Origin of the sequence: Microbacterium telephonicum (assembly GCF_003651225.1) — a bacterium.
GTDB lineage: Bacteria > Actinomycetota > Actinomycetes > Actinomycetales > Microbacteriaceae > Microbacterium > Microbacterium telephonicum.
Genome location: NZ_RCDB01000003.1, coordinates 781,993 through 801,411 on the forward strand (window position 1 = coordinate 781,993; position 19,419 = coordinate 801,411).

General features: G+C 72.9%; 15 protein-coding genes. 8 read left to right on the forward strand and 7 right to left on the reverse strand.

The genetic code is table 11. The annotated features are described in order from the left end of the window. Positions 1 to 6: 6 nt before the first annotated feature. The 4 genes from C7474_RS13225 to C7474_RS13240 all read right to left on the reverse strand — a co-directional run bounded on the left by C7474_RS13225 (position 7) and on the right by C7474_RS13240 (position 4,913). Positions 7 to 1,341: a coiled-coil domain-containing protein gene (locus tag C7474_RS13225; protein WP_147436726.1), complete on the reverse strand. Its 1,335-nt coding sequence runs from the start codon at positions 1,339 to 1,341 to the stop codon at positions 7 to 9. 99 nt (positions 1,342 to 1,440) lie between these two features. Then, positions 1,441 to 3,357 carry a M3 family metallopeptidase gene (locus C7474_RS13230; protein WP_121060584.1) on the reverse strand — a complete coding sequence of 639 codons (1,917 nt, stop codon included), beginning with the start codon at positions 3,355 to 3,357 and terminating at the stop codon, positions 1,441 to 1,443. 66 nt (positions 3,358 to 3,423) lie between these two features. Beyond that, positions 3,424 to 4,239, reverse strand: coding sequence for an AlbA family DNA-binding domain-containing protein (locus tag C7474_RS13235; RefSeq protein WP_121060586.1), 816 nt, complete (start codon positions 4,237 to 4,239; stop codon positions 3,424 to 3,426). Then, on the reverse strand, positions 4,239 to 4,913 hold the full coding sequence (locus tag C7474_RS13240; protein ID WP_121060588.1) for a DUF4916 domain-containing protein: 675 nt from the start codon (positions 4,911 to 4,913) through the stop codon (positions 4,239 to 4,241). The genes C7474_RS13235 and C7474_RS13240 overlap by 1 nt, the downstream gene beginning before the upstream one ends. Before the next feature lie 104 nt (positions 4,914 to 5,017). On the opposite strand from C7474_RS13240, the gene C7474_RS13245 reads away from it, so the two are divergent. Continuing rightward, positions 5,018 to 5,674 (forward strand): alpha/beta hydrolase, encoded by a 657-nt coding sequence (locus C7474_RS13245; RefSeq protein ID WP_121060590.1) that lies wholly within the window; start codon positions 5,018 to 5,020, stop codon positions 5,672 to 5,674. 7 nt (positions 5,675 to 5,681) lie between these two features. Here C7474_RS13245 and C7474_RS13250 read toward each other — a convergent pair whose 3' ends face one another. Then, positions 5,682 to 6,749, reverse strand: coding sequence for a heparan-alpha-glucosaminide N-acetyltransferase domain-containing protein (locus tag C7474_RS13250; protein ID WP_158597352.1), 1,068 nt, complete (start codon positions 6,747 to 6,749; stop codon positions 5,682 to 5,684). Between the two features lie 350 nt (positions 6,750 to 7,099). Here C7474_RS13250 and C7474_RS13255 point away from each other — a divergent pair, with 350 nt between their 5' ends. The 4 genes from C7474_RS13255 to C7474_RS13270 are packed head-to-tail and all read left to right on the forward strand — an operon-like array spanning position 7,100 to position 15,868. Further along, positions 7,100 to 8,800, forward strand: a complete 1,701-nt coding sequence (locus C7474_RS13255) for an ABC-F family ATP-binding cassette domain-containing protein (RefSeq protein WP_121060595.1) — start codon at positions 7,100 to 7,102, stop codon at positions 8,798 to 8,800. A 48-nt stretch (positions 8,801 to 8,848) separates the two neighbouring features. Further along, a complete protein-coding gene (locus C7474_RS13260; protein ID WP_121060597.1) occupies positions 8,849 to 10,291 on the forward strand; it encodes an outer membrane protein assembly factor BamB family protein in 1,443 nt (480 codons plus the stop codon). A 55-nt stretch (positions 10,292 to 10,346) separates the two neighbouring features. Next, on the forward strand, positions 10,347 to 15,086 hold the full coding sequence (locus tag C7474_RS13265) for an ATP-dependent helicase (protein ID WP_121060599.1): 4,740 nt from the start codon (positions 10,347 to 10,349) through the stop codon (positions 15,084 to 15,086). Then, entirely contained in the window at positions 15,086 to 15,868 is a 783-nt protein-coding gene (locus C7474_RS13270) for a DNA-formamidopyrimidine glycosylase family protein (protein ID WP_121060601.1), read from the forward strand. The genes C7474_RS13265 and C7474_RS13270 overlap by 1 nt, the downstream gene beginning before the upstream one ends. Before the next feature lie 20 nt (positions 15,869 to 15,888). Here C7474_RS13270 and C7474_RS13275 read toward each other — a convergent pair whose 3' ends face one another. Beyond that, on the reverse strand, positions 15,889 to 16,536 hold the full coding sequence (locus tag C7474_RS13275) for a YitT family protein (RefSeq protein WP_121060603.1): 648 nt from the start codon (positions 16,534 to 16,536) through the stop codon (positions 15,889 to 15,891). 94 nt (positions 16,537 to 16,630) lie between these two features. Between C7474_RS13275 and C7474_RS13280 the strand changes: the two genes are divergently transcribed. Beyond that, positions 16,631 to 17,038: a transferase gene (locus C7474_RS13280; protein WP_121060605.1), complete on the forward strand. Its 408-nt coding sequence runs from the start codon at positions 16,631 to 16,633 to the stop codon at positions 17,036 to 17,038. A 25-nt stretch (positions 17,039 to 17,063) separates the two neighbouring features. Here the strand turns inward: C7474_RS13280 and C7474_RS13285 are convergent, their stop codons facing one another. Continuing rightward, positions 17,064 to 17,453: a DUF1304 domain-containing protein gene (locus C7474_RS13285; protein ID WP_199692455.1), complete on the reverse strand. Its 390-nt coding sequence runs from the start codon at positions 17,451 to 17,453 to the stop codon at positions 17,064 to 17,066. Positions 17,454 to 17,524: 71 nt separating this feature from the next. On the opposite strand from C7474_RS13285, the gene C7474_RS13290 reads away from it, so the two are divergent. Both C7474_RS13290 and C7474_RS13295 read left to right on the forward strand, forming a co-directional pair. Next, complete coding sequence (locus C7474_RS13290) at positions 17,525 to 18,583, forward strand: tRNA-dihydrouridine synthase (protein WP_199692456.1); 1,059 nt, start codon at positions 17,525 to 17,527, stop codon at positions 18,581 to 18,583. Positions 18,584 to 18,633: 50 nt separating this feature from the next. Continuing rightward, a complete protein-coding gene (locus C7474_RS13295) occupies positions 18,634 to 19,329 on the forward strand; it encodes a LysR family substrate-binding domain-containing protein (RefSeq protein WP_121060607.1) in 696 nt (231 codons plus the stop codon). The last annotated feature ends 90 nt before the right edge of the window (positions 19,330 to 19,419 follow it).

The window sequence follows — 19,419 nt, forward strand, 5'->3', positions numbered from 1 at the left end:
GGCCCGTCAGGCGTTGTCGGCGGCCTCGACGATGGCCTCGGCCTCGTCGATGACGGCGGCCGCGTCCTCGTCCGAACCGGGGGCGTCGGCATCCGTCGCGCCTGCGTCCGTCGCCGCGGCGGCGGATGCCGGGGCCACGGTGTCGGAGCGCATGAGGTCCTTGACCTCGGACATGAAGCTCGTCAGCTGGTGCTGCTGCCAGCGCAGCTGACGGGCACGGTCCTCGGCGTCGCGCAGCACGCCCTGCGAATGCGCCGTCACGGTGTCGATGATCTTCTGCGCCTTCACCCGCGCACGCTCGAGGTGCTCGCGGGCGCGCACGTCGGCGTCGGCCTCGATCTGCAGCGCCTGCGCGCGCATGAGGCGGTCGAAGTCGTCGGCCTTCGACGACACGCGCTGCGCGTGGTCGAGCGAGGCGGCGACCTGGTCGTTGGCATCCTGCGTGATGCGCTCGGCGTGGGCGACGGCCTGGTTGTGCAGCACGAGGAACTCCTGCTGGGCGTCGTCCTGCCGGCGCGTCAGCGACTCCTCGAACTCGAGGGTGCGCACCCGCAGCTCGCGCACGGCGTCTTCAGCCTCGGCACGCTGCTGCTCGGTCTCGCGGGCCACAAGCGCGCGCAGCGACGCGGCGCCCTTCTCGGCCTCGGTGCGGATGGTGGCCGCCTCCTGCTCCGCCTGCGACACCTTCTCGGCGGCGTGCGCGGCCTGACGCTCGAGCTGCGCCTGGTGGGCGGTCAGCTCGGTGTCGATGCGCAACCGCACCTGCTGGGCGTCGTGGTCGGCCCGCGCGCGGATGGCGTGGGCATCCGCCTGCGCCTGCACCCGGCGGCTCTGCGTCTCTTCGTGCGCGGCCTCCATGAGCCGGTCGGCCTGGATCGACGCGTTCTTGATGATGACGCTCGCCTGCTCTTCGGCGACGCGCAGCACCTCTTCGAACTGGTGCCGGTTCGCCGACTCGCCCGGCGCGGCCACGAGTTCGTCGGAGAGGGTCTGCACCTTCTCCTCGGCGTTCGAGGCCTTCGCGCTCTCCAGCGCGAGGTCGGCCTCGAGCTGCTCGACCTTCTTCGCGTGGCTCTTCGCCGTCGCGACGGCGCGGCGGTAGCGGTCCTTCAGCTCGTCGAGCTCGCGGGCGAGTGCGTCGACCTCGCTCTTGGCGCCGCTGAGCTCGCCGGTGTGCGCGTTCTGCCGACTCGACAGGGCGGTGATCGCGGCATCCACCTCGGCCTTGTCGTACCCACGGAACACCGTGGTGAACGACGTGCCGCCCGCAGCGGCCGAACCGCTCAGCAGCTCGTCGAACGGCGACGAGTCGTGGGCACGGGACGAGGGCTGGTCGGACACGGGCGCACTCCGGTTCACGCGGGCGCGGCCGGTGTCGGGGGATGCGGCGGCGCGAGTGGATGCCGGCACGGGCACGCCGACAGCACGAATGCTACCGCCTCACGAGGCCACCGAAAGCCACTCCCGGTAGGCGTCGAACGAGCCCTCCCGCCCGAGGAACGCGGCGACCAGGTCGACGGCGTCGCGGCTGCCGCCGCGCTCCAGGATCTCGGTGCGGTAGCGGGCGGCGACCTCGGCGTCGGAGAGGTCGCCGTGCCAGGCCGACAGCAGGTCGCGCGCGATGACGAGGCTCCACTGGTACGTGTAATAGCAGGCCCCGTAGCCGGTGAGATGGCCGAAGCCGGCGTACGGATGCCGGCCGGGCAGCGGCTGCACGGGTGACGTCTGCGCGTAGAGCCGCTCGGTCGCCGCCTGCAGGTCGGCGGGGCGGTCGACGTGCAGGCGGTACGACACGCTCGCGTGCCCGAGTTGGCGCCGCACCTCGAGGGCGCGTCCGAACGCGTCGGCGACCTTCATGCGCTCCACGAGCTCCCGGGGGATGGGCGCGCCGTCGGCGCCGGCGGTGAACGTCGCGAGCACGTCGGGATCCCACGCCCACTCCTCCAGCAGCTGGCTCGGCGCCTCGACGAAGTCCCATTCGGTCTCGAACCCGGTGAAGCGCACCCACTCCTGGTCGCCGCCGAGGATGAAGTGCACGAGGTGCCCGAACTCGTGGAAGAAGGTGACGACCTCGTCGTGCTCCATCGCGCCGCGCGAGAAGTTGCACAGCAGCGCCGCCTCCGCCATCCCGCGACCGCGCAGGCCCGGGGCGACGGGGAAGCACGCGGCGTGGGAGTACTTGCCCTCGCGCGGATGCAGGTCGAGGTGGATGCGGCCGAGGGTGCGGCCGCCGCGCACGACGTCGTAGCTGGCGACGTCCGGGTGCCACGCGGGCGCGTCGACGGGCACGTAGGCGATGTCGAGCAGCCGGGCCGTCGTGTCGAGCAGGCCCTGCCGCACGCGGTCGAACGTGAAGTACGAGCGGACGAGCTGTGCGTCGACGTCGTGCCGCTCCCGCTTCAGCACCCCGAGTAGGTGGAAGAAATCCGCGATCGTGACGGCGCCGGCATCCGGGTCGTCCTGCCGAAGGCGATCGAGCAGGATCGGGTACTCCGTGTCGGCGGCCTCGCGCGACGCGTCGTCGAGGCGTTCGAGGAACGCGGCGATCGCCGCGCCCGACCCGATCATGCGGGTGTCGGCCTCGTAATCGGCCCAGTCGGTGAAGCCGAGCAGCGCGGCGCGTTCGGCGCGCACCTCCAGCAGCTCGGCCAGCACGGCGTCGTTCACGGGCCAGGCGAGGTCGTTGTACGCGCCGACGAGGGCGGCGCGCGTGGCACGGTCGGTCGCGTATTCGCGCACCGGCATGAGGTCGGGGTAGTCGGTCGAGAGCGCGACGAGGCCGTCGGCGCCGACGGGGTGCGCGTCGACGAAGTCCTGCGGCAGCCCGGCGAGCGCGGCGGGCGCGACGCGGATCTCGCGGCGTCCCTCCCGGATGTTGCGCGAGAACGCGAGCGAGAGGGTGGTGTCACGGTCGGCGAGCGCGCGGGCGCGGTCGCGGTCGCACTCCGGCAGGTCGACGCCGCCGCGGCGGAAGTCGCGCTGCACGACCGAGAGGTAGCGCGCCGCGAGGGGATCGAGGTCGTCGGATGCGGCCTGCGCGAACGCGGCCCACAGTGACGGGTCGGCGGTGCGCTCGGCGGCGAGTTCGGAGCCCGCCTGCACGATCGCCTCGGCGGCCTCGCGCACGGCGGCATCCGGGTGCGCCTCGGAGAGGACCGAGGCGACGCTGCCAACCCGGGTGAGTTCGGTCTCGGCGGCGTCCCACAGCGCGAGCTTCTCGGCCGTCGTGCGCGCCGCACCGTCGCGCAGCCGGGCGTCGAGCTCGCGGACGGTGTCGAGCCGCGCGCGGGTGTCGGCGAGGAAGACGGGCCAATCGGCGGGCGCGGACGGGAAGGCGACGGGCTCGGGCGCGGTCATCCTCCGAGCCTACGAGGTCGGGGGGTGCAGCCCGTCGGCGGAGCCGCCGGCAGGGATACCGGGCGGTCAGGGGCGGCCGAGCACCAGCGTACGCAGCGACGGCTTGAAGTGCCGCGACACGTAGGAGACGGCCTCGTCGACGCCGAACGCGCGGGTGGAGTTTCCGACGCGCACCCACAGGTCGGTCGAATCGCCCTTGCCGAGGAACACCGGCTCAGGCGAACGCGGGCACCGCACGGCGCACAGGGTCTGCCCGTCGATCTCGGCGAAACGGATGCGGGGCAGCGCCGCGGCGTTCTTGCCGAGGGAGGTCGCGAGCATGTCGCGCAGCCAGAGCTCGAACCGGTCGGCATCCGGGGTGCGCAGGGTGGCGAAGTCGCGGTCGAGGCCCAGCGGCGTGCCGGCGTCGTCGGCGCCGATGACGAGTGTGCCGCCGCGACTGTTGAGGAAGGCGGCCACGGTCTTGGCGACCACCTGCTCCATGCGCCCGTCCTTGCGCTGCTCGCGCACGTTCCAGCGGGCCGTCTCTTTGAACTCGACGCGGTCGTTCTCACCCGCCGCCAGCAGGGCGGCCACGTCGACCGCGCGGGCGTCGGCGCCCAGGGCCGCCGCGATGCCGGCGACGAGGAACGACAGTCCGACGCTGCACCCGAAGGCGAGCAGGACGACGTTCACGATCCAGGCGCGGGCGCCGGCGGCGAACAGGCTCGCGAGCACGATGCCGCCCGACAGGCCCAGCACCGAGACGATCACCATCACCGAGAGGGGCAACGAGAGGCGCCGCCCGAACAGGCGACGCACGACCCACGCGATGACCGCGGCGACCAGCAGCGCGATGGGGAGGGCGATGCCCAGCTGCAGCAGGGTGTCGGCGCGCGTCATCAGCGCAGTGCGCCGACGCTGGCGAGTGCGAGTCGGATGAGCGTCGCCCGGCCGCCCTCCATCTCGTCGGCGAGCGAGTCCGACGCCGCCTCCTCGGGCGACATCCACGTCACCTCGAGCGCGTCCTGCCGCGGTTCGCACGTGCCGGTGACCGGCACGACGAAAGCCAGCGAGACGGCATGCTGCCGGTCGTCGTGGAAGGCGCTGACCCCCGGGATGGGGAAGTACTCGGCGACCGTGAACGGGAGGGGCTGCGGCGGCAGCAGGGGGAACGCCATCGGGCCGAGGTCGTTCTCGAGGTGGCGGAACAGGGCGTCGCGGATCGTCTCGCCGTAGCGCACCCGACCCGACACGATCGTGCGGGTGATCTCCCCGACGGGGGTCGCCCGGAGCAGGATGCCGACCTCGGTGACCGTGCCGACCCCGTCGGTGCGCACCGGAACGGCCTCGACGTAGAGCATCGGCAGGCGGCGACGAGCCTCGGCGAGCTCGATGTCGGTGAGCCAGGCGGGGTTGGCCGCGTTGCCCGGAGCGGGCGAGCCGAAAGACCCGTCGCCGAGCGGATGGCCGGGGCGTCCCTGACCGCCGAAGCCGCCGCCGAGACCGCGCAACGGGTCGCGCGGGTCGTCGTCGCCGTGCTCGTTCGGGTCGGGGTCGGGGGTGCGGACGGCCATGGTCCATGTATACCCCAGCGTCCCCGCGGGCGCGGGGACGGGCGATGTCAGGGCTGGTGGTGTCGGGGCTGGTCGGTGTCGGTGGGGGCTGGTTGGATGGCGGGGTGAGCGAGATCCCCGACCTGGATGCCGGTGCGGTCGTGTGGTCGCACCCCGAAGGCGACCGCGACGGCCGACCGTTGCTCGTACTGCTGCACGGCTACGGCTCGCACGAGCAGGACCTGTTCGGTCTCGTGCCGTTCCTGCCGGATGCGTTCACGTTCGCGGCCGTGCGCGCGCCGCTGTCGCCGCCGTTCCCGACGCCCGGCTGGTCGTGGTTCCCGATCGAGGGTCTCTACGAGCGCGACTCCGAGACGACGACGCGCGCCGCCGAGCGGTTCCTCGCGTGGGTCGACGCCCTCGGACACGACGGGCCGATCGGTCTGCTCGGGTTCTCGCAGGGCGCGGTCATCGCGACCCAGGCGCTACGCCTGCGTCCCGACGGGTTCGCGTTCGCGGTGACGCTCGCCGGGTACGCCGACCCCGGCATCCTGCCGACCGACGCGGCCCTCAAAGAGCTGCGCCCGCCCGTGTTCTGGGGCAGGGGTGCCCGCGACGAGGTCATCCCCGCGCCGCTCGTGGAACACACCGTCGCGTGGCTGCCCGAACACGTCGAGCTGAGCGGGCGCGTCTACGCGGGCCTCGCGCACAGCGTCTCGCAGGACGAACTCGACGACGTCGTCGCCTTCCTCGGCAAGCGCCTCGACGACCCCGCGGGCTGACGGCCGGTCAGTTCCGCGTTGCGCGCACGCGCGGCCAAGCGTACCGCCCGGTGACCAGTCCCATCAGCCACTCGATCGGACCGATCCCGACGAACCGCCACCACAGGGTACCCACCGTCATGAGTCCGGGGACGAGCACCAGCCACGGCAGCGGCTCGTTGCCGTGCCACCCCAGTCCCTGCGAAGACCACGACGCGATCAGCGCGATCTGCAGCACGTAGAGACTGAGCGCGACCGACCCGCACGCGCGGAACGGCACGAAGACGACGTCGACCACGCGGCGCACCGCGGGCGCGCGGATGCCGGCCAGCGCCCCCACGCCGGCATAGGCGAACGCGACGAGCCCGACGTCGCCGGCGGTGTCGGCCCACGTGCCCGACACCGGCGGGTAGCCCTGGAACACCAGGGCGGCGCGCTCCGCGCTGAACGCCACGAGACCGATCAGCGCCGTGACCGACAGGGCGCGCCATGAGGCCGGGATCCCCGCACGCAGCAGCAGGGCGCCGGCGAGGAACATCGGGAGCAGATTGATCAGCCGGTAGTACGGATCCAGGCTGATCCATCCGGCCGGGTGCATCAGCACCGGATACTGCGCGACGAGCGGCACCAGCATCCGGTTCAGTTCGAGGATGAGCGGCTCGGAGACCGCGACGACGAGCACGAGCACGACCGCCACGACCCGGCCGGACAGCAGCAGGAGCGGCGCGCCGACGAGGAGGGTGAGCCCCAGGAACGCGAGCACGATCGCCACCCAGCTCCCCCACGACGTCAGCCACACTCCGAGCGCGATCAAGATGACGCCCCGCGCGAGCTGCTGGGCGGTGACGACGCCGCGGGAAGCCCCGGGACGCTGCAGCACGATCTGCGCCGACATCCCCATGACGAGGGCGAACAGGGGCGAGGCGACGTCGTTCAGCATCTCCGAGACCACCGAGACCGCCCACGGCACGTCGGTCATCAGCGGGATGCCGTGCGCAACGAGCATCGCGAAGATCGCGACGCCGCGCAGCACGTCCGGGATCAGCAGGCGCTGCGGCTGACGTCGCGGCGCGATCGCGGGACGGAGCGCGGCCATGCCTCTCCTCTGGGGTGCGGCGGATGCGGGCGTGCGAGGTGTGCGGGTCCGCGCGGGGCGGCGGTGCGGCCAGCCTAGCGACGACCCTGTCTTCTCCCAGCCGGCGGGGGTACTCTCGGAAGGTCCTTGTCCCGAGTGTGAGGAAGACCGTTGAAGGGTACCGACGCGACCGCGCTGTGATCTCGCGCTGATCGTCGACCTCCGGTCTCGGGCTTCGCCGCCCGCATCCAGGCCGCTTCGACGTGTCCGCGCATCGAAACCGATCCGCGCAGGCACGTCGAGACCCCCTCTCCCGGCTGACCGGTGATCGGCGTCCCCGTGCATGCGCACGACCCCTCCGGGAGGCCCTCATGCTGCACACCTCATCTCCGGCCGTCGTCCTCGACGGCCTCACCTTCACCTGGCCCGACGGCTCGACCGCCCTGGACACCGTCTCGGGCGCGATCGGCTCCGGTCGCACCGGGCTCATCGGCCGCAACGGCGCCGGCAAGTCGACGCTGCTGCGACTGATCTCCGGCGAGCTCGAGCCGACGTCGGGCTCGGTCGCCTGCGTCGGGACCGTCGACCGGCTGCCGCAGCAGCTGACGCTCGACGTCGACCGGCCCGTCGCCGACCTGCTCGGCGTCGGCCCGGCGCTGCGTGCCGTGCGCGCGATCGAGTCCGGCGACGTCGACCCCGCGCACTTCGAGACGGTCGGCGACGACTGGGACATCGAAGCCCGCGCGAACGCCGCCCTCGCCGAGGCCGGCCTCCCCGCCGGGGCCCTCGACCGCCGCGTCGGCTCGCTCTCGGGCGGTGAGGCCGTCTTGGCGGCTCTCACCGGCATCCGTCTGCGCCGCGCACCGATCGCCCTGCTCGACGAGCCGACCAACAACCTCGACGGCGAGGCCCGGGCGCGGCTGTACGACCTGGTGCGCGGATGGCGCGGGGCGCTGATCGTGGTGAGCCACGACACGGCGCTGCTCGAGCTCATGGACGACACGGCGGAGCTGTACGGCAACACGCTGAGCGTCTACGGCGGGCCCTACTCGCAGTGGCGCCAGTGGCTCGACGCCGAACAGGCCGCGGCCCGGCAGGCCGAGACCGCGGCGCGCGCCGACCTCAAGCGCGAGAAGCGGGACCGCATCCAGCAGGACCAGGTGATCGCGACGCGGGCCGCGATGGGCCGCAAAGCGCAGGTCGAGAAGCGCGTGCCCGGGATCATCGCGGGCGCCCGCAAACGTGCGGCGCAGGTCTCGGCCGGCCGCGTGCGCGGGATCGCCTCCGACCGGGAGGGTGCCGCCCGCGCCGCGCTCGACGTCGCCGAGCGGCGGGTGCGAGACGACGAGGCGGTGCGCATCGACCTGCCCGACCCGGGCGTCGCTGCGGGCCGCCGCATCGCGACGATCGGCGACGGCGAGCGGACCTGGACCGTCCAGGGCCCCGAGCGCGTGGCGCTCATCGGACCGAACGGTGCCGGGAAGACGACGCTGCTGCAGCGGATGCTCGCGGGGGCGGGCGCTGGGTCGGGGGCGCCGGTCGTTCACAACTCCGGAGATCCGGTGCAGATGGCGCCCGATCCGGACGTGGACGCCGGCTTGTCGCCGGATCTCCGGAGTTGTGCGCACGCGACCGCGCACACCGAACGCATCGGGTACCTGTCGCAGCGCGTCGACGGGCTCGACGAGACGGCATCGGTGCTCGAGAACGTGCGGGCCTCGGCACCGGGCGTCGGCGACGTACTGCTGCGCAACCGGCTCGCGCGGTTCCTCGTGCGGGGCGACACGGTGCTGCGGCCGGTGGCGGCGCTGTCCGGCGGCGAGCGGTTCCGCGTCGCGCTGGCCCGCATCCTGCTGGCCGACCCGGCACCGCAGCTGCTCGTGCTCGACGAGCCGACGAACAATCTCGATCTCGACACGATCGATCAGCTCGTCGACGCCCTCGGCGCGTATCGGGGTGCGGTGCTGGTGGTGAGCCACGACACCGGCTTCCTGCAGCGGCTCGCACCCGACCTGACCCTCGAGCTGCGGGACGGGGTGCTGACCGCGGCGCCCGCCATCGCGCGGGCCTGAACAGGGAGGGCCGGATCCGGTCGATAGGCTCGCTCTCGAGGAGAGACGATGACCGACACCGAACCGGATCCGGCCCGCACCCCCCGCCCGTGGCTGCCCTGGACGATCGCCGGCGCTGCGGCTGTCGCCGTCGTCATCGCCGCGGCGTTCGTCGTGGCCCCGCGCCTCCTGGCGGCTCCGGCGAGTCCGTCGGCTGCACCTTCGACGCCGCCTGCGCCGATCCCCACCGCGTCACCCACACCGTCCTGCTCGGTCACGGTCGTCGACGCGACGTGGCGCGACGGGTACGAGCTCGATCTCCCGATCGACGGCAGAGTGACCGAGACGACGCTGGGCGAGGCGCGCGGCGCCCACGCATCGCCGTTCGAGATCGACGACACGCACACCGGCGTACTCGTCCAGGGCGAGTACGGCGCAGGCCCGAGCACACTGCTGGTCGTCGACCACGACGCCGCGACGGTCGTATGGTCGGCGGAGGTCCCGTACGGCACGAGCGCGGTCGCGACTCCGGCCAATGCCGGATTGGACGACCGCATCGTCGTCTCCCACGGCGTCGAGCCGTCGTATACGGAGAGCGTGCTGACCATGTACGACCTGACGTCTGGCGCAGTGGTGGCCGAGCGCACGCTCGCCGGCGATTGGGCGGGCGGCATCCACGCCGGTGCGGGCGTGACCGGCTACGGCCTCATCGCCCCCGCGGATGCCGACGGCTTCGCGGTGACCACGCGGGAGACCGCAACTTACCTCGATGCCGAGACGCTCGAGCCGCGCTGGGCCGTCACCGGCGAACAGTTCGGGGTCGGCCAGTTCGAAGGCGGCGTCCCCTTCCGGGTGGCAGGTGACGTGCTGTTCGTCGGCGGACATGCCGTGAGCATCGACACCGGGGAGGCGCTCGGCTGGTCGGTCGACGGCAGCCCCCTCGTCGCGGCCGGGCGCGTCATGGCGACGCCGATCGTGTACGACTCGCTCGACCCGTACCCGCTGTCGGGCATCGACATCCGCACCGGCGAGGCGTGCTGGAGCCACCAGGTGATCAGCGCGGCATCCGATGACGAGACGCTGTGGGTCGTGACCGCCGACGGTGTGCTGCAGCGCATCGATCCCGAGGCCGGCAGCGTCGTCGAGGACCGCGGACAGGTGGGCGACATGAGCGTGCGCCTGGTCGCCGATGCCCTGGTGCTCTCGCCACGGACCTATGACGCGGACCCCGCGGACGCGACGGTGCAGCCGGCCTCCGGCGGCAGCTGGACTCTCGCCGAATACGCCTCGCAGCCGTTGCAGTCCTCGAACGGGCAGATCCTCGTCACCGACTGGGGGACGGTCTCGACGGCGGGCATCACGACCGCGTACGACGCCGCGACCGGGGAGGTCGCGTGGTCTCTCGAGACCTCACCTGTGGACCGTTCTTCGGGCATCGGCGTCGGCGGCGGCGTGATGCTGCGCACCACCGATCTCGGCGACGGCCGGATGCGCCTCGACCTGCTGCATTGATCGCCCCCGCGCGCAACCCGGCGCCGATGTCGGTGGTGGGGACGAAGATGGTGTGATGGCCGATGTGCTCGAGAGGTTCGGTCCTGCCACGCAGGACTGGTTCCGCTCGGCCTTCGCAAGCCCGACCGACGCGCAGGCGGGTGCCTGGACGGCGATCTCGGCCGGCAAGCATGCGCTCGTGGTCGCCCCGACCGGGTCGGGCAAGACCCTCTCCGCCTTCCTGTGGGCGATCGACCGGATCTTCCACGACAAGGATGCCGAGCCCGCGGCGCCGGCGGAGAAGCCGACGAAGGGGCGCGGCCGCGAGGCCCGGCCGCCCCGCACCCAGGTGCTCTACATCTCGCCGCTGAAGGCGCTCGGCGTCGACGTCGAACGCAACCTCCGCTCCCCCCTCGTGGGCATCGGGCAGTCGGCGAGGCGCCTCGGCGTCGCCGTTCCCGAGGTCACCGTCGGCGTGCGCTCCGGCGACACCGCCTCCGCCGACCGGCGGCGCCTCGTCTCCCAGCCTCCCGACATCCTCATCACCACGCCCGAGTCGCTGTACCTGATGCTCACGTCGCAGGCGGCGGAGACGCTCACCGGGGTGCACACGGTCATCATCGACGAGGTGCACGCCGTCGCCGCCACGAAGCGCGGCGCGCATCTCGCGGTCAGCCTCGAACGTCTCGACGCGCTGCTCGAGCGGCCGGCGCAGCGCATCGGGCTGTCGGCGACGGTACGTCCGATCGACGAAGTCGCCCGCTTCCTCGGCGGCGCCGCCCCGGTCGAGATCGTGGCGCCGAAGGCGTCGAAGGCGTTCGACCTGTCGGTCGTGGTGCCGATCGACGACATGTCGAACCCGCCCCCCGCTCCCGGATCGGAGGCGCCGGCGGAGGACGGCGCGGCCGCAGACGCCGGGGGCGAGTGGTACTCGCCGCCGCCGACCGAGGTCACGGGGTCGGTGTGGCCGCATGTGGAGGAGGCGATCGTCGACCGCATCCTGGCGCACCGCTCGACGATCGTCTTCGCCAACGCCCGGCGTCTGGCCGAGCGCCTCACCGGGCGACTCAACGAGATCTACGCGGAGCGGATGGGGCTCGACGTGCCCGAGCCGACGGTCCCGGCGGCCATGATGGCGCAGGCGGGGGCCACTGCGGGCGTCGCGCCGATCCTCGCGAAGGCGCACCACGGCTCGGTCTCGAAAGAACAGCGCGCGCAGGTCGAGGACGAACTGAAGTCGGGGGTGCTGCGCTGCGTCGTCGCCACGAGCTCGCTCGAACTCGGCATCGACATGGGCGCCGTCGACCTCGTCATCCAAGTCGAGGCACCGCCGTCGGCGGCATCCGGCCTGCAGCGCGTGGGGCGGGCCGGACACCAGGTCGGCGAGGTCAGCCGAGCGGCTCTGTTCCCGAAGCACCGGGGCGACGTCCTGCACACGGCGGTCGTGACCGAGCGGATGCTGGCGGGCAGCATCGAGGCGATCGCGATCCCGCAGAACCCGCTCGACATCCTCGCGCAGCAGACGATCGCCGCGTGCGCGACCGGGCCGGTCGACGTCGAAGGCTGGTTCGAGACCGTGAAGCGCTCGGCGCCGTTCCGCTCGCTGCCCCGCTCCGCCTACGAGGCGACACTCGATCTGCTCGCCGGGCGGTACCCGTCCGACGAGTTTGCGGAATTGCGGCCTCGGGTCGTCTGGGATCGAGACCAGGGCGTGCTGACAGGTCGTCCGGGCGCGCAGCGCGTCGCGGTCACGAGCGGTGGCACGATCCCCGACCGCGGCCTGTTCGGCGTCTTCGTCGCCGGCGAGACCCGCAACGCCCGTGTCGGCGAGCTCGACGAGGAGATGGTCTACGAGTCGCGCGTGGGCGACGTGTTCACGCTCGGCACGACGAGCTGGCGCATCGCCGAGATCACGCACGACCGCGTGAACGTGACGCCCGCGTTCGGCCAGCCCGGAAAGGTGCCGTTCTGGCACGGCGACGGCCTGGGTCGACCCGCCGAGCTCGGTGAGGCGCTCGGCAGGTTCTCGCGGGAGGTCGCCGCCTCCGGCGCGGAGAAGGCGACCGCGCGTCTGCGCGAATCGGGACTCGACGACAACGCGATCGGCAACCTGCTCGGCTACCTCGACGAGCAGAAGGAGGCGACCGGCACGCTGCCGACCGACAAGACGCTCACGGTGGAGCGCTCCCGCGACGAGGTGGGCGACTGGCGGATCATCCTGCATTCCCCGTACGGCATGCATGTGCACTCCCCTTGGGCGCTGGCGGTGAACGCCCGCATCCGCGAGCGGCTGGGCGTCGAAGGATCGGCGGTCGCGAGCGACGACGGGATCATCGCCCGCGTGCCGGATGCCGAGGCCGAGCCGCCCGGTGCCGAGTTGTTCGTCTTCGACCCCGATGAACTCGAGCAGATCGTGACCGACGAGGTGGGCGGGTCGGCGCTGTTCGCGTCCCGGTTCCGCGAGTGCGCTGCGCGCGCCCTGCTGCTGCCCCGGCTGAATCCCAACCGACGATCGCCGCTGTGGCAGCAGCGGCAGAAATCCGCACAGCTCCTCGAGGTCGCGAAGAACCATCCGACCTTCCCGATCATCCTGGAGACACTGCGCGAGGTGCTGCAGGACGTCTACGACCTGCCCGCGCTCCTGCGCATCACCCGGGCGATCGGCGACCGCCGCATCCGCCTCGTCGAGACGACGACCAGCCAGCCGTCGCCGTTCGCGCGCGACCTGCTTTTCGGGTACGTCGGGGCGTTCATGTACGAGGGCGATTCGCCGCTGGCCGAACGCCGCGCGGCGGCACTCTCGGTCGACCCGGCGCTGCTGAGCGAACTGCTGGGCAAGGTCGAGATGCGCGAGCTGCTCGACCCCGACGTCATCGCCCAGTTCGAACGCGAGACCCAGCGCCTGGACCCCACCCGCCGCGCCCGCGGGGTGGAGGGTGTCGCCGACCTGCTGCGCGTGCTCGGTCCGCTGTCGCCTGATGAGGTGGCCGACCGGCTCGAGGCCGACGACGGCAGCGCCCGGTCGACACCGGTCGAGGGCGCCGTCCCCCCGCCCGCTCCCGCCGCGACGATCGCGGAGGCGCAGTCCGCCCTCGACACCCTCGTCGACACCCGCCGCGCGATCGCCGTGACGATCGGCGGGGTGCCGCGCGTCGCCGCGATCGAGGATGCGGCGCGCCTGCGCGACGCACTGGGCATCGCGCTGCCCGTCGGCATCCCGACCGCGTTCCTCGAGCCGGTGCCCGATCCGCTCGCCGACCTCGTCGCCCGCCACGCCCGCACCCACGGGCCGTTCCGCACCTCGGAGGTGGCCGAGCGCCTCGGCGTGGGAGCGGCGGTCGCCCGTCAGACGCTGCAGCGTCTCGAGTCGCAGGGACGCCTCGCGAGCGGATTCTTCCTCCCCGCGACCGGCACCGGCTCGGACGAGGTCGAGTGGTGCGACCGCGAAGTGCTGCGCCGGCTGCGCTTGCGTTCCCTCGCCGCGATCCGCGGGTCGGTCGAGCCCGTCGCGCCCGAGGCGTTCGCCCGCTTCCTGCCGGAATGGCAGCACCTCGCGCGCCCGCTGGAGGGCGTCGACGGCGTGCTCGCCGTGATCGAGCAGCTCGCGGGCGTGCCGATCCCCGCCAGCGCGTGGGAGTCGCTCGTACTCCCGTCCCGCGTCTCCGACTACAGTCCGGCGATGCTCGACGAGCTCGCGTCGACCGGCGAGGTGGTGTGGTCGGGGCACGGGTCGCTCCCGGGACGGGACGGCTGGATCGCCCTCCACCCCGCCGACACCGCGCCGCTGACGCTCCGCCCCGCCGACGACGACGAGCCGCCGTCCGAACTCGAGCAGCGCGTGCTCGACGCCCTCGCCGGTGGGGGCGCGTTCTTCGCGGGTCAGCTCGTCGCCGGGGCCGGCGCCGAGAACGAGCAGCAGGTCGTCGACGCGCTGTGGAACCTGGCCTGGACGGGGCGGGTCACGGGCGACACGTTCGCGCCGATCCGCGCCCTGCTCGGCGGCGGGTCCCAGGCGCACCGCGTGAAGCGCCGCACGCCCCGCACCCGCATGTTCCGCGGGGTGCCGCTGGCGGCGACGGGTGGGGTGGTCACCGCCCCGCAGCGACCCGCGCTCGTCGGAGGTCGGTGGTCGCTGCTTCCCGAACCCGTGGCGGATGCCGGGCTGCGCGCCGCGGCGGCGGCGAGCCTGCTGCTGGAGCGGCACGGTGTCGTCACGCGCGGCGCCGTGCAGGCCGAGAGCGTGCCGGGCGGCTTCGCGCAGGTGTATCGCACCCTCGCGGGCTTCGAGGATGCCGGACACTGCCGGCGTGGCTACTTCATCGAAAGGCTCGGTGCCGCCCAGTTCGCCACCTCGGCCACCGTCGACCGGCTGCGCGGCTACGCGGGCCTGGCCGACCCGCCGCCGCGTCACGCGGTGACCCTGGCGGCGACCGACCCGGCGAATCCCTACGGCGCGGCGCTCGCCTGGCCGACTCTCGACGGCGTCGGTCACCGCCCGGGCCGGAAGGCCGGGGGCCTCGTCGTGCTCGTCGACGGCGCACTCGTGCTGTACCTCGAACGCGGTGGCCGCACGGCGCTCGTCTTCCCCGGCGACAACGAGGCCGCCACCGCCGGCGAGGCCGCCACCGACGCCGAGGTGCTCGCGGCCGCGGCGCGCAGCCTCGTCGACACGGCGCGCCGACGCCGCCTCGACACCCTGACGATCGAACAGGTCGGCGGCGAGTTCGTCTACGGCACCGCGTTCGGCGCCGCGCTCCGGAGCGCGGGCTTCGTCGAGTCCGCCCGCGGCCTCACCCTGCGGCGGGTCACCGGCTGATGCCCGAGGGCGACACCGTCTTCCGCACCGCGCGGCGACTGCACGAGGCCTTGGCGGGACAGGAGGTCACGCGCTTCGACATCCGGGTGCCGGGCAGCGCCACCGCCGACCTCACGGGGCAGACGGTGCGGGAGGTCGTCCCGCGCGGCAAGCATCTGCTGCTGCGGGTCGGCGCGCACACCCTGCACTCGCATCTGAAGATGGAGGGCGAGTGGCACGTGTACCGCCCGGGAGAGCGGTGGCGCAAACCCGCCTACACCGCCCGGGCGATCGTCGGCGTCGCGCGGGCGGATGCCGTCGGCTTCGACCTCGCCCAGGTCGAAGTGCTGCCCACCCGCGAGGAGGACCGGGTCGTCGGCCACCTGGGCCCCGACCTGCTCGACCCGGCGTGGACGGCGGCCGACGCGGCCGAGGCCGCCCGCCGTGTCGGTTCCGACGCGCGTGAAGCCCACGTCGCCCTGCTCGACCAGCGCAACGTCGCCGGATTCGGGAACGTCTACGCGAACGAGCTGCTGTTCGTGCGCGGCATCCGCCCCACCACGCCGGCGGCGCAGGTCGACGCCGCGAAGCTCATCGACACCGGGCTGCGGATGATCCGCGCGAACCGCGACCGTCCGCATCGCACGTTCACGGGCGAGGATCGCCCGGGCCGTCGCACCTGGGTGTACGGGCGGGAGCGGCAGCCGTGCCGCCGCTGCGGCACCGCCATCGAGAAGACCGAGCTGGGCGCCGACCCGACCGCGGAGCGCATCGTGTTCTGGTGCCCGCGCTGTCAGAGCTGACGGGTGGGACGGCCGGGGGTTCAGTGCCCGAGGTACCGTCCCGGTCGGTGGTTGAGGGCCAGCACGAGGTTCAGCAGCACCGCGCCGACGGCGCTGAGCAGCACGATCGGCCACGGCACCACCAGCAGCGACAGCGCGATGACGATGGTGTCGAAGATCATGAGCGTCCACCCGACGCTGAAGCCGGTCGCGTCCTGGATGATGAGGCCGACGACGTTGAATCCGCCCACGCTGCCGCGATGGCGGAACAGGATGAGCACGCCGACCCCGGCGACGAGGTTGCCGGCGAGGATGCCGTAGAACGGCTGCAGATCGGTGATCGGGAAGAACGTGTCGTGCACGACCGCGAACCCCGACACGAGGGCGATGCACACGATGGTGCGCAGCGTGAAGCTCCAGCCGCGTTTCCACAGCGCGAGCAGCGCGAACGGCACGTTGATCAGGAAGAACAGCACCGGAACGCCCCACCCGGTCGCGTACGTGACCAGCAGCGCGAGACCCGCCGTGCCGCCCGTGACGGCGCCGGCGGCGTGGAGCAGATGCAGACCGAGCGAGACCAAGAAAGTGCCGGTCAGGATGCCGAGTACGTCTTCGGGCACCGAGTGGGCGTGGGCCTTCGAATCGAAGACCAGCGTCGGCTGCGTGGTCGGGTCGGCGGGGTCGGTCACCACGACATCCTGCCAAATCACCGGGCCCGTGCCGAACGCGGGGCGCCGGGAATGCCCGGAGGCCCGTCGCGGTTGGTGTGTACAGGAGGTTCTGTTGGGAAAGAACTACGTCGACATCGAGAACGACCGCGGCGAGATGCTGCGCTACCGCAAGCACGTCAACGGTCGCGGACTCATCGCGAACGGCGCGAAGGTGCACGCGAGCGCGCTCGTCGAAGCGGGTGCCTATGTCGAACCGGGCGTGCAGATCGCCGCGGGCGCGCACGTCGGACGCGGCGTGTGGATCGAACCGGATGCCGTCATCGGCCCGAACGCCGAGATCGCGCCGCACGCCCACATCGGCTCGGGAGCCGCGATCGGCGGGGGCGCCAAGATCGGGGTGCGCACGGTCGTCGGCCGCGGCGCGCTGGTCGCGACCGGCTCGCTCATCGGCGACGACGAGACGATCGCCGACGGCGAGCGAGTCGCCACCGACCGTCGCGGACTGCGACTCGCGGCCTGATCGCTCCGCATGACGGCCCGCGCCGTCAGGCGAAGATGAGCAGGACGACCGCGATGAGCGGGAGCGTGCCCTGGATCGCGGCGGCGCGCAGGTAGCGGCGGCCCGATGTGGTGAGCACGATCGCGGCGGCGAGCATCGAGCCGACGCTGAAGATGGCGAGCACACGCCCGGCGAGACCGACATCGCCTCCAATGGCGAAGAGCACGAGCCCGACGATGGTCCCGATCGCGAGGAACAGGTTGTAGAAGCCCTGGTTGTACGCCATGGGCGCCGTCGTGTCGGCGGCGGCCTGGTCGGCGACGCCGAACCGCTTCCACGTGGCCGGGGTGCGCCAGGTGATGCTCTCCATCGCGAAGATGTAGACGTGCAGGGCGGCGGCGAGAGCGGCGACGAGCGTGGCCAGGGTCGCGATCATGCTCCGACGATAGCGATATCCCCGGCCGGCGCGCCGTCGCCGATCCACGCCGCGCCGTAGAGTGCCACGCGGTGGACCCCTTCTACGATCCCGCGCTGAGCTACGAGCAGAACTACGTCCGTGGCCCGTTCGGCGTCTTCGTCGAGCCCGTTGCCGACGGGCCGATGCTCGCGGGCGACCCGGCGCACCGGTTCGTCGGCATCCCGGTGCGCACGCCGTTCGGCATCCCGGCCGGTCCGCTGCTGAACGCCCGGTTCGCCGCGGCGGCTTTCGCGCACGGATTCGACGTGTGCGTGTACAAGACGGTGCGCACCCGCGCGCACGCGTGCCACCCGTTCCCGAACGTGCTCGCGGTGCACGTCGACGGCGATCTGACGCCCGAGCGTGCGCGTCGTCCCCTCGTCGCCGACGACGACTTCGCCGAGCCGCGCTCGATCAGCAACTCGTTCGGCGTCCCCTCCCGTGACCCTGACCGGTGGCAGCCCGACATGGCGGCGGCCGTCGCGGCCGCGGCGACCGGCCAGGTGCTCGTCGGCGGGTTCCAGGGCACGAAGGGTGACGGCGGTGCAGGCGCCTACGTCGCCGACCATGTGCGCGCGGCGCGGCTGGTCGTCGAGACCGGAGCCCCCGTTCTCGAGCTCAACCTCTCGTGCCCCAACGAGGGCACATCGGCGCTGCTGTGCTTCGACGTGCCGCGTGTGCGGCGCATCCTCGAAGCGGTGAAGGAAGAGATCGGCGACGTGCCGCTGCTCGTGAAGCTCGCGCACTTCCCCGACAACGACGCGCTGCGCACACTCGTCGCCGCGACCGCGACGCTGGTCGCGGGGTACTCGGCGATCAACACGATCCCCGCCCGCCTCGTCACACCGGGCGGCGCGCAGGCGCTCCCCGGACGCGACGTCAGCGGCGTCTGCGGCGCGGCGATCCGCTGGGCGGGCCTCGACATGGTCCGGCGCCTCGCCCGGGCGCGCGACGACCTCGGCCACGACGTCGCGATCGTCGGCGTCGGCGGCGTCACGACACCGGCCGACGTCCTCGCCCTGCGCGCTGCCGGGGCGGATGCCGTCATGAGCGCGACCGGGGCGATGTGGAATCCGAACCTCGGGCACGAGGTGCGCGCGGTCCTCTGACCGGGGCACGCCGCGGGCGGACGCGCGGGGTCGCGGTTACGCTGGAGCGCATGGCTGGGCAGGCACGCGGACGCGGGGGGACCCCCGCGCGCAAGGGGCGCCCCGCGCCGAACCCGAAGGCTGCGGTTCCGGCATCCGTCGACCCGATCCCCGCGGGACCGTTCCGGCTCGGCGCCATCCCCGGCGCGACGCCCGGCAAATGGATCGACCTGTGGCACGAGCGGATGCCGCGCACGCCGCTCGAACTCGTGCCGCTGGAGGTCGCCGGGCAGCGAGGGGCCGTCTCCTCCGGAGCGGTCGACGCCGCGCTCGTGCGATTGCCCGTCGAGCGCGAGGGGCTCAGCGTCATCGCCCTGTACGACGAGGTCCCCGTCGTCGTGTGCGCCGCCGATTCGCACCTGACCGCGGCCGACGAACTCACGATCGCCGACCTCGCCGGCGAGGTCGTGATCCGTCCCGTCGACGATGTGCTCGGCGTCGACGTCCCGGATGCCGTCGCCCCGCGCTTCACAGCGCCGGAGACGACCGAGGACGCCGTCGCGACGGTCGCGACCGGGGTCGGCGTCGTCATCGTGCCGATGTCGCTGGCCCGCCTGCACCACCGCAAAGACGTCGAGTACCGTCCGCTCGCCGATGGCCCCGTCTCGGGCGTCGCGCTCGCCTGGCCCACCGACCGCACGACGCCCCTCGTCGAGGCGTTCATCGGCATCGTGCGCGGTCGCACCGCGAACTCCTCCCGCCGCTGACGCCGCGCCCCCGGCTCCCGGTGGTTGAGTAGCCGGCGGAGCCGGCGTATCGAAACCCTCGCACCAGCCGTTGATGCCGGGTTCGGGGCG

What these genes read in the sequence shown, in the direction of transcription:
- C7474_RS13230 (WP_121060584.1), bottom strand. Translation starts at nt 3,357, where the DNA reads ATGACCGCGCCCGAGCCCGTCGCCTTCCCGTCCGCGCCCGCCGATTGG.
- C7474_RS13235 (WP_121060586.1), bottom strand. Translation starts at nt 4,239, where the DNA reads ATGACGCGCGCCGACACCCTGCTGCAGCTGGGCATCGCCCTCCCCATC.
- C7474_RS13240 (WP_121060588.1), bottom strand. Translation starts at nt 4,913, where the DNA reads ATGGCCGTCCGCACCCCCGACCCCGACCCGAACGAGCACGGCGACGAC.
- C7474_RS13250 (WP_158597352.1), bottom strand. Translation starts at nt 6,749, where the DNA reads ATGGCCGCGCTCCGTCCCGCGATCGCGCCGCGACGTCAGCCGCAGCGC.
- C7474_RS13255 (WP_121060595.1), top strand. Translation starts at nt 7,100, where the DNA reads ATGCTGCACACCTCATCTCCGGCCGTCGTCCTCGACGGCCTCACCTTC.
- C7474_RS13260 (WP_121060597.1), top strand. Translation starts at nt 8,849, where the DNA reads ATGACCGACACCGAACCGGATCCGGCCCGCACCCCCCGCCCGTGGCTG.
- C7474_RS13265 (WP_121060599.1), top strand. Translation starts at nt 10,347, where the DNA reads ATGGCCGATGTGCTCGAGAGGTTCGGTCCTGCCACGCAGGACTGGTTC.
- C7474_RS13270 (WP_121060601.1), top strand. Translation starts at nt 15,086, where the DNA reads ATGCCCGAGGGCGACACCGTCTTCCGCACCGCGCGGCGACTGCACGAG.
- C7474_RS13285 (WP_199692455.1), bottom strand. Translation starts at nt 17,453, where the DNA reads ATGATCGCGACCCTGGCCACGCTCGTCGCCGCTCTCGCCGCCGCCCTG.
- C7474_RS13295 (WP_121060607.1), top strand. Translation starts at nt 18,634, where the DNA reads ATGGCTGGGCAGGCACGCGGACGCGGGGGGACCCCCGCGCGCAAGGGG.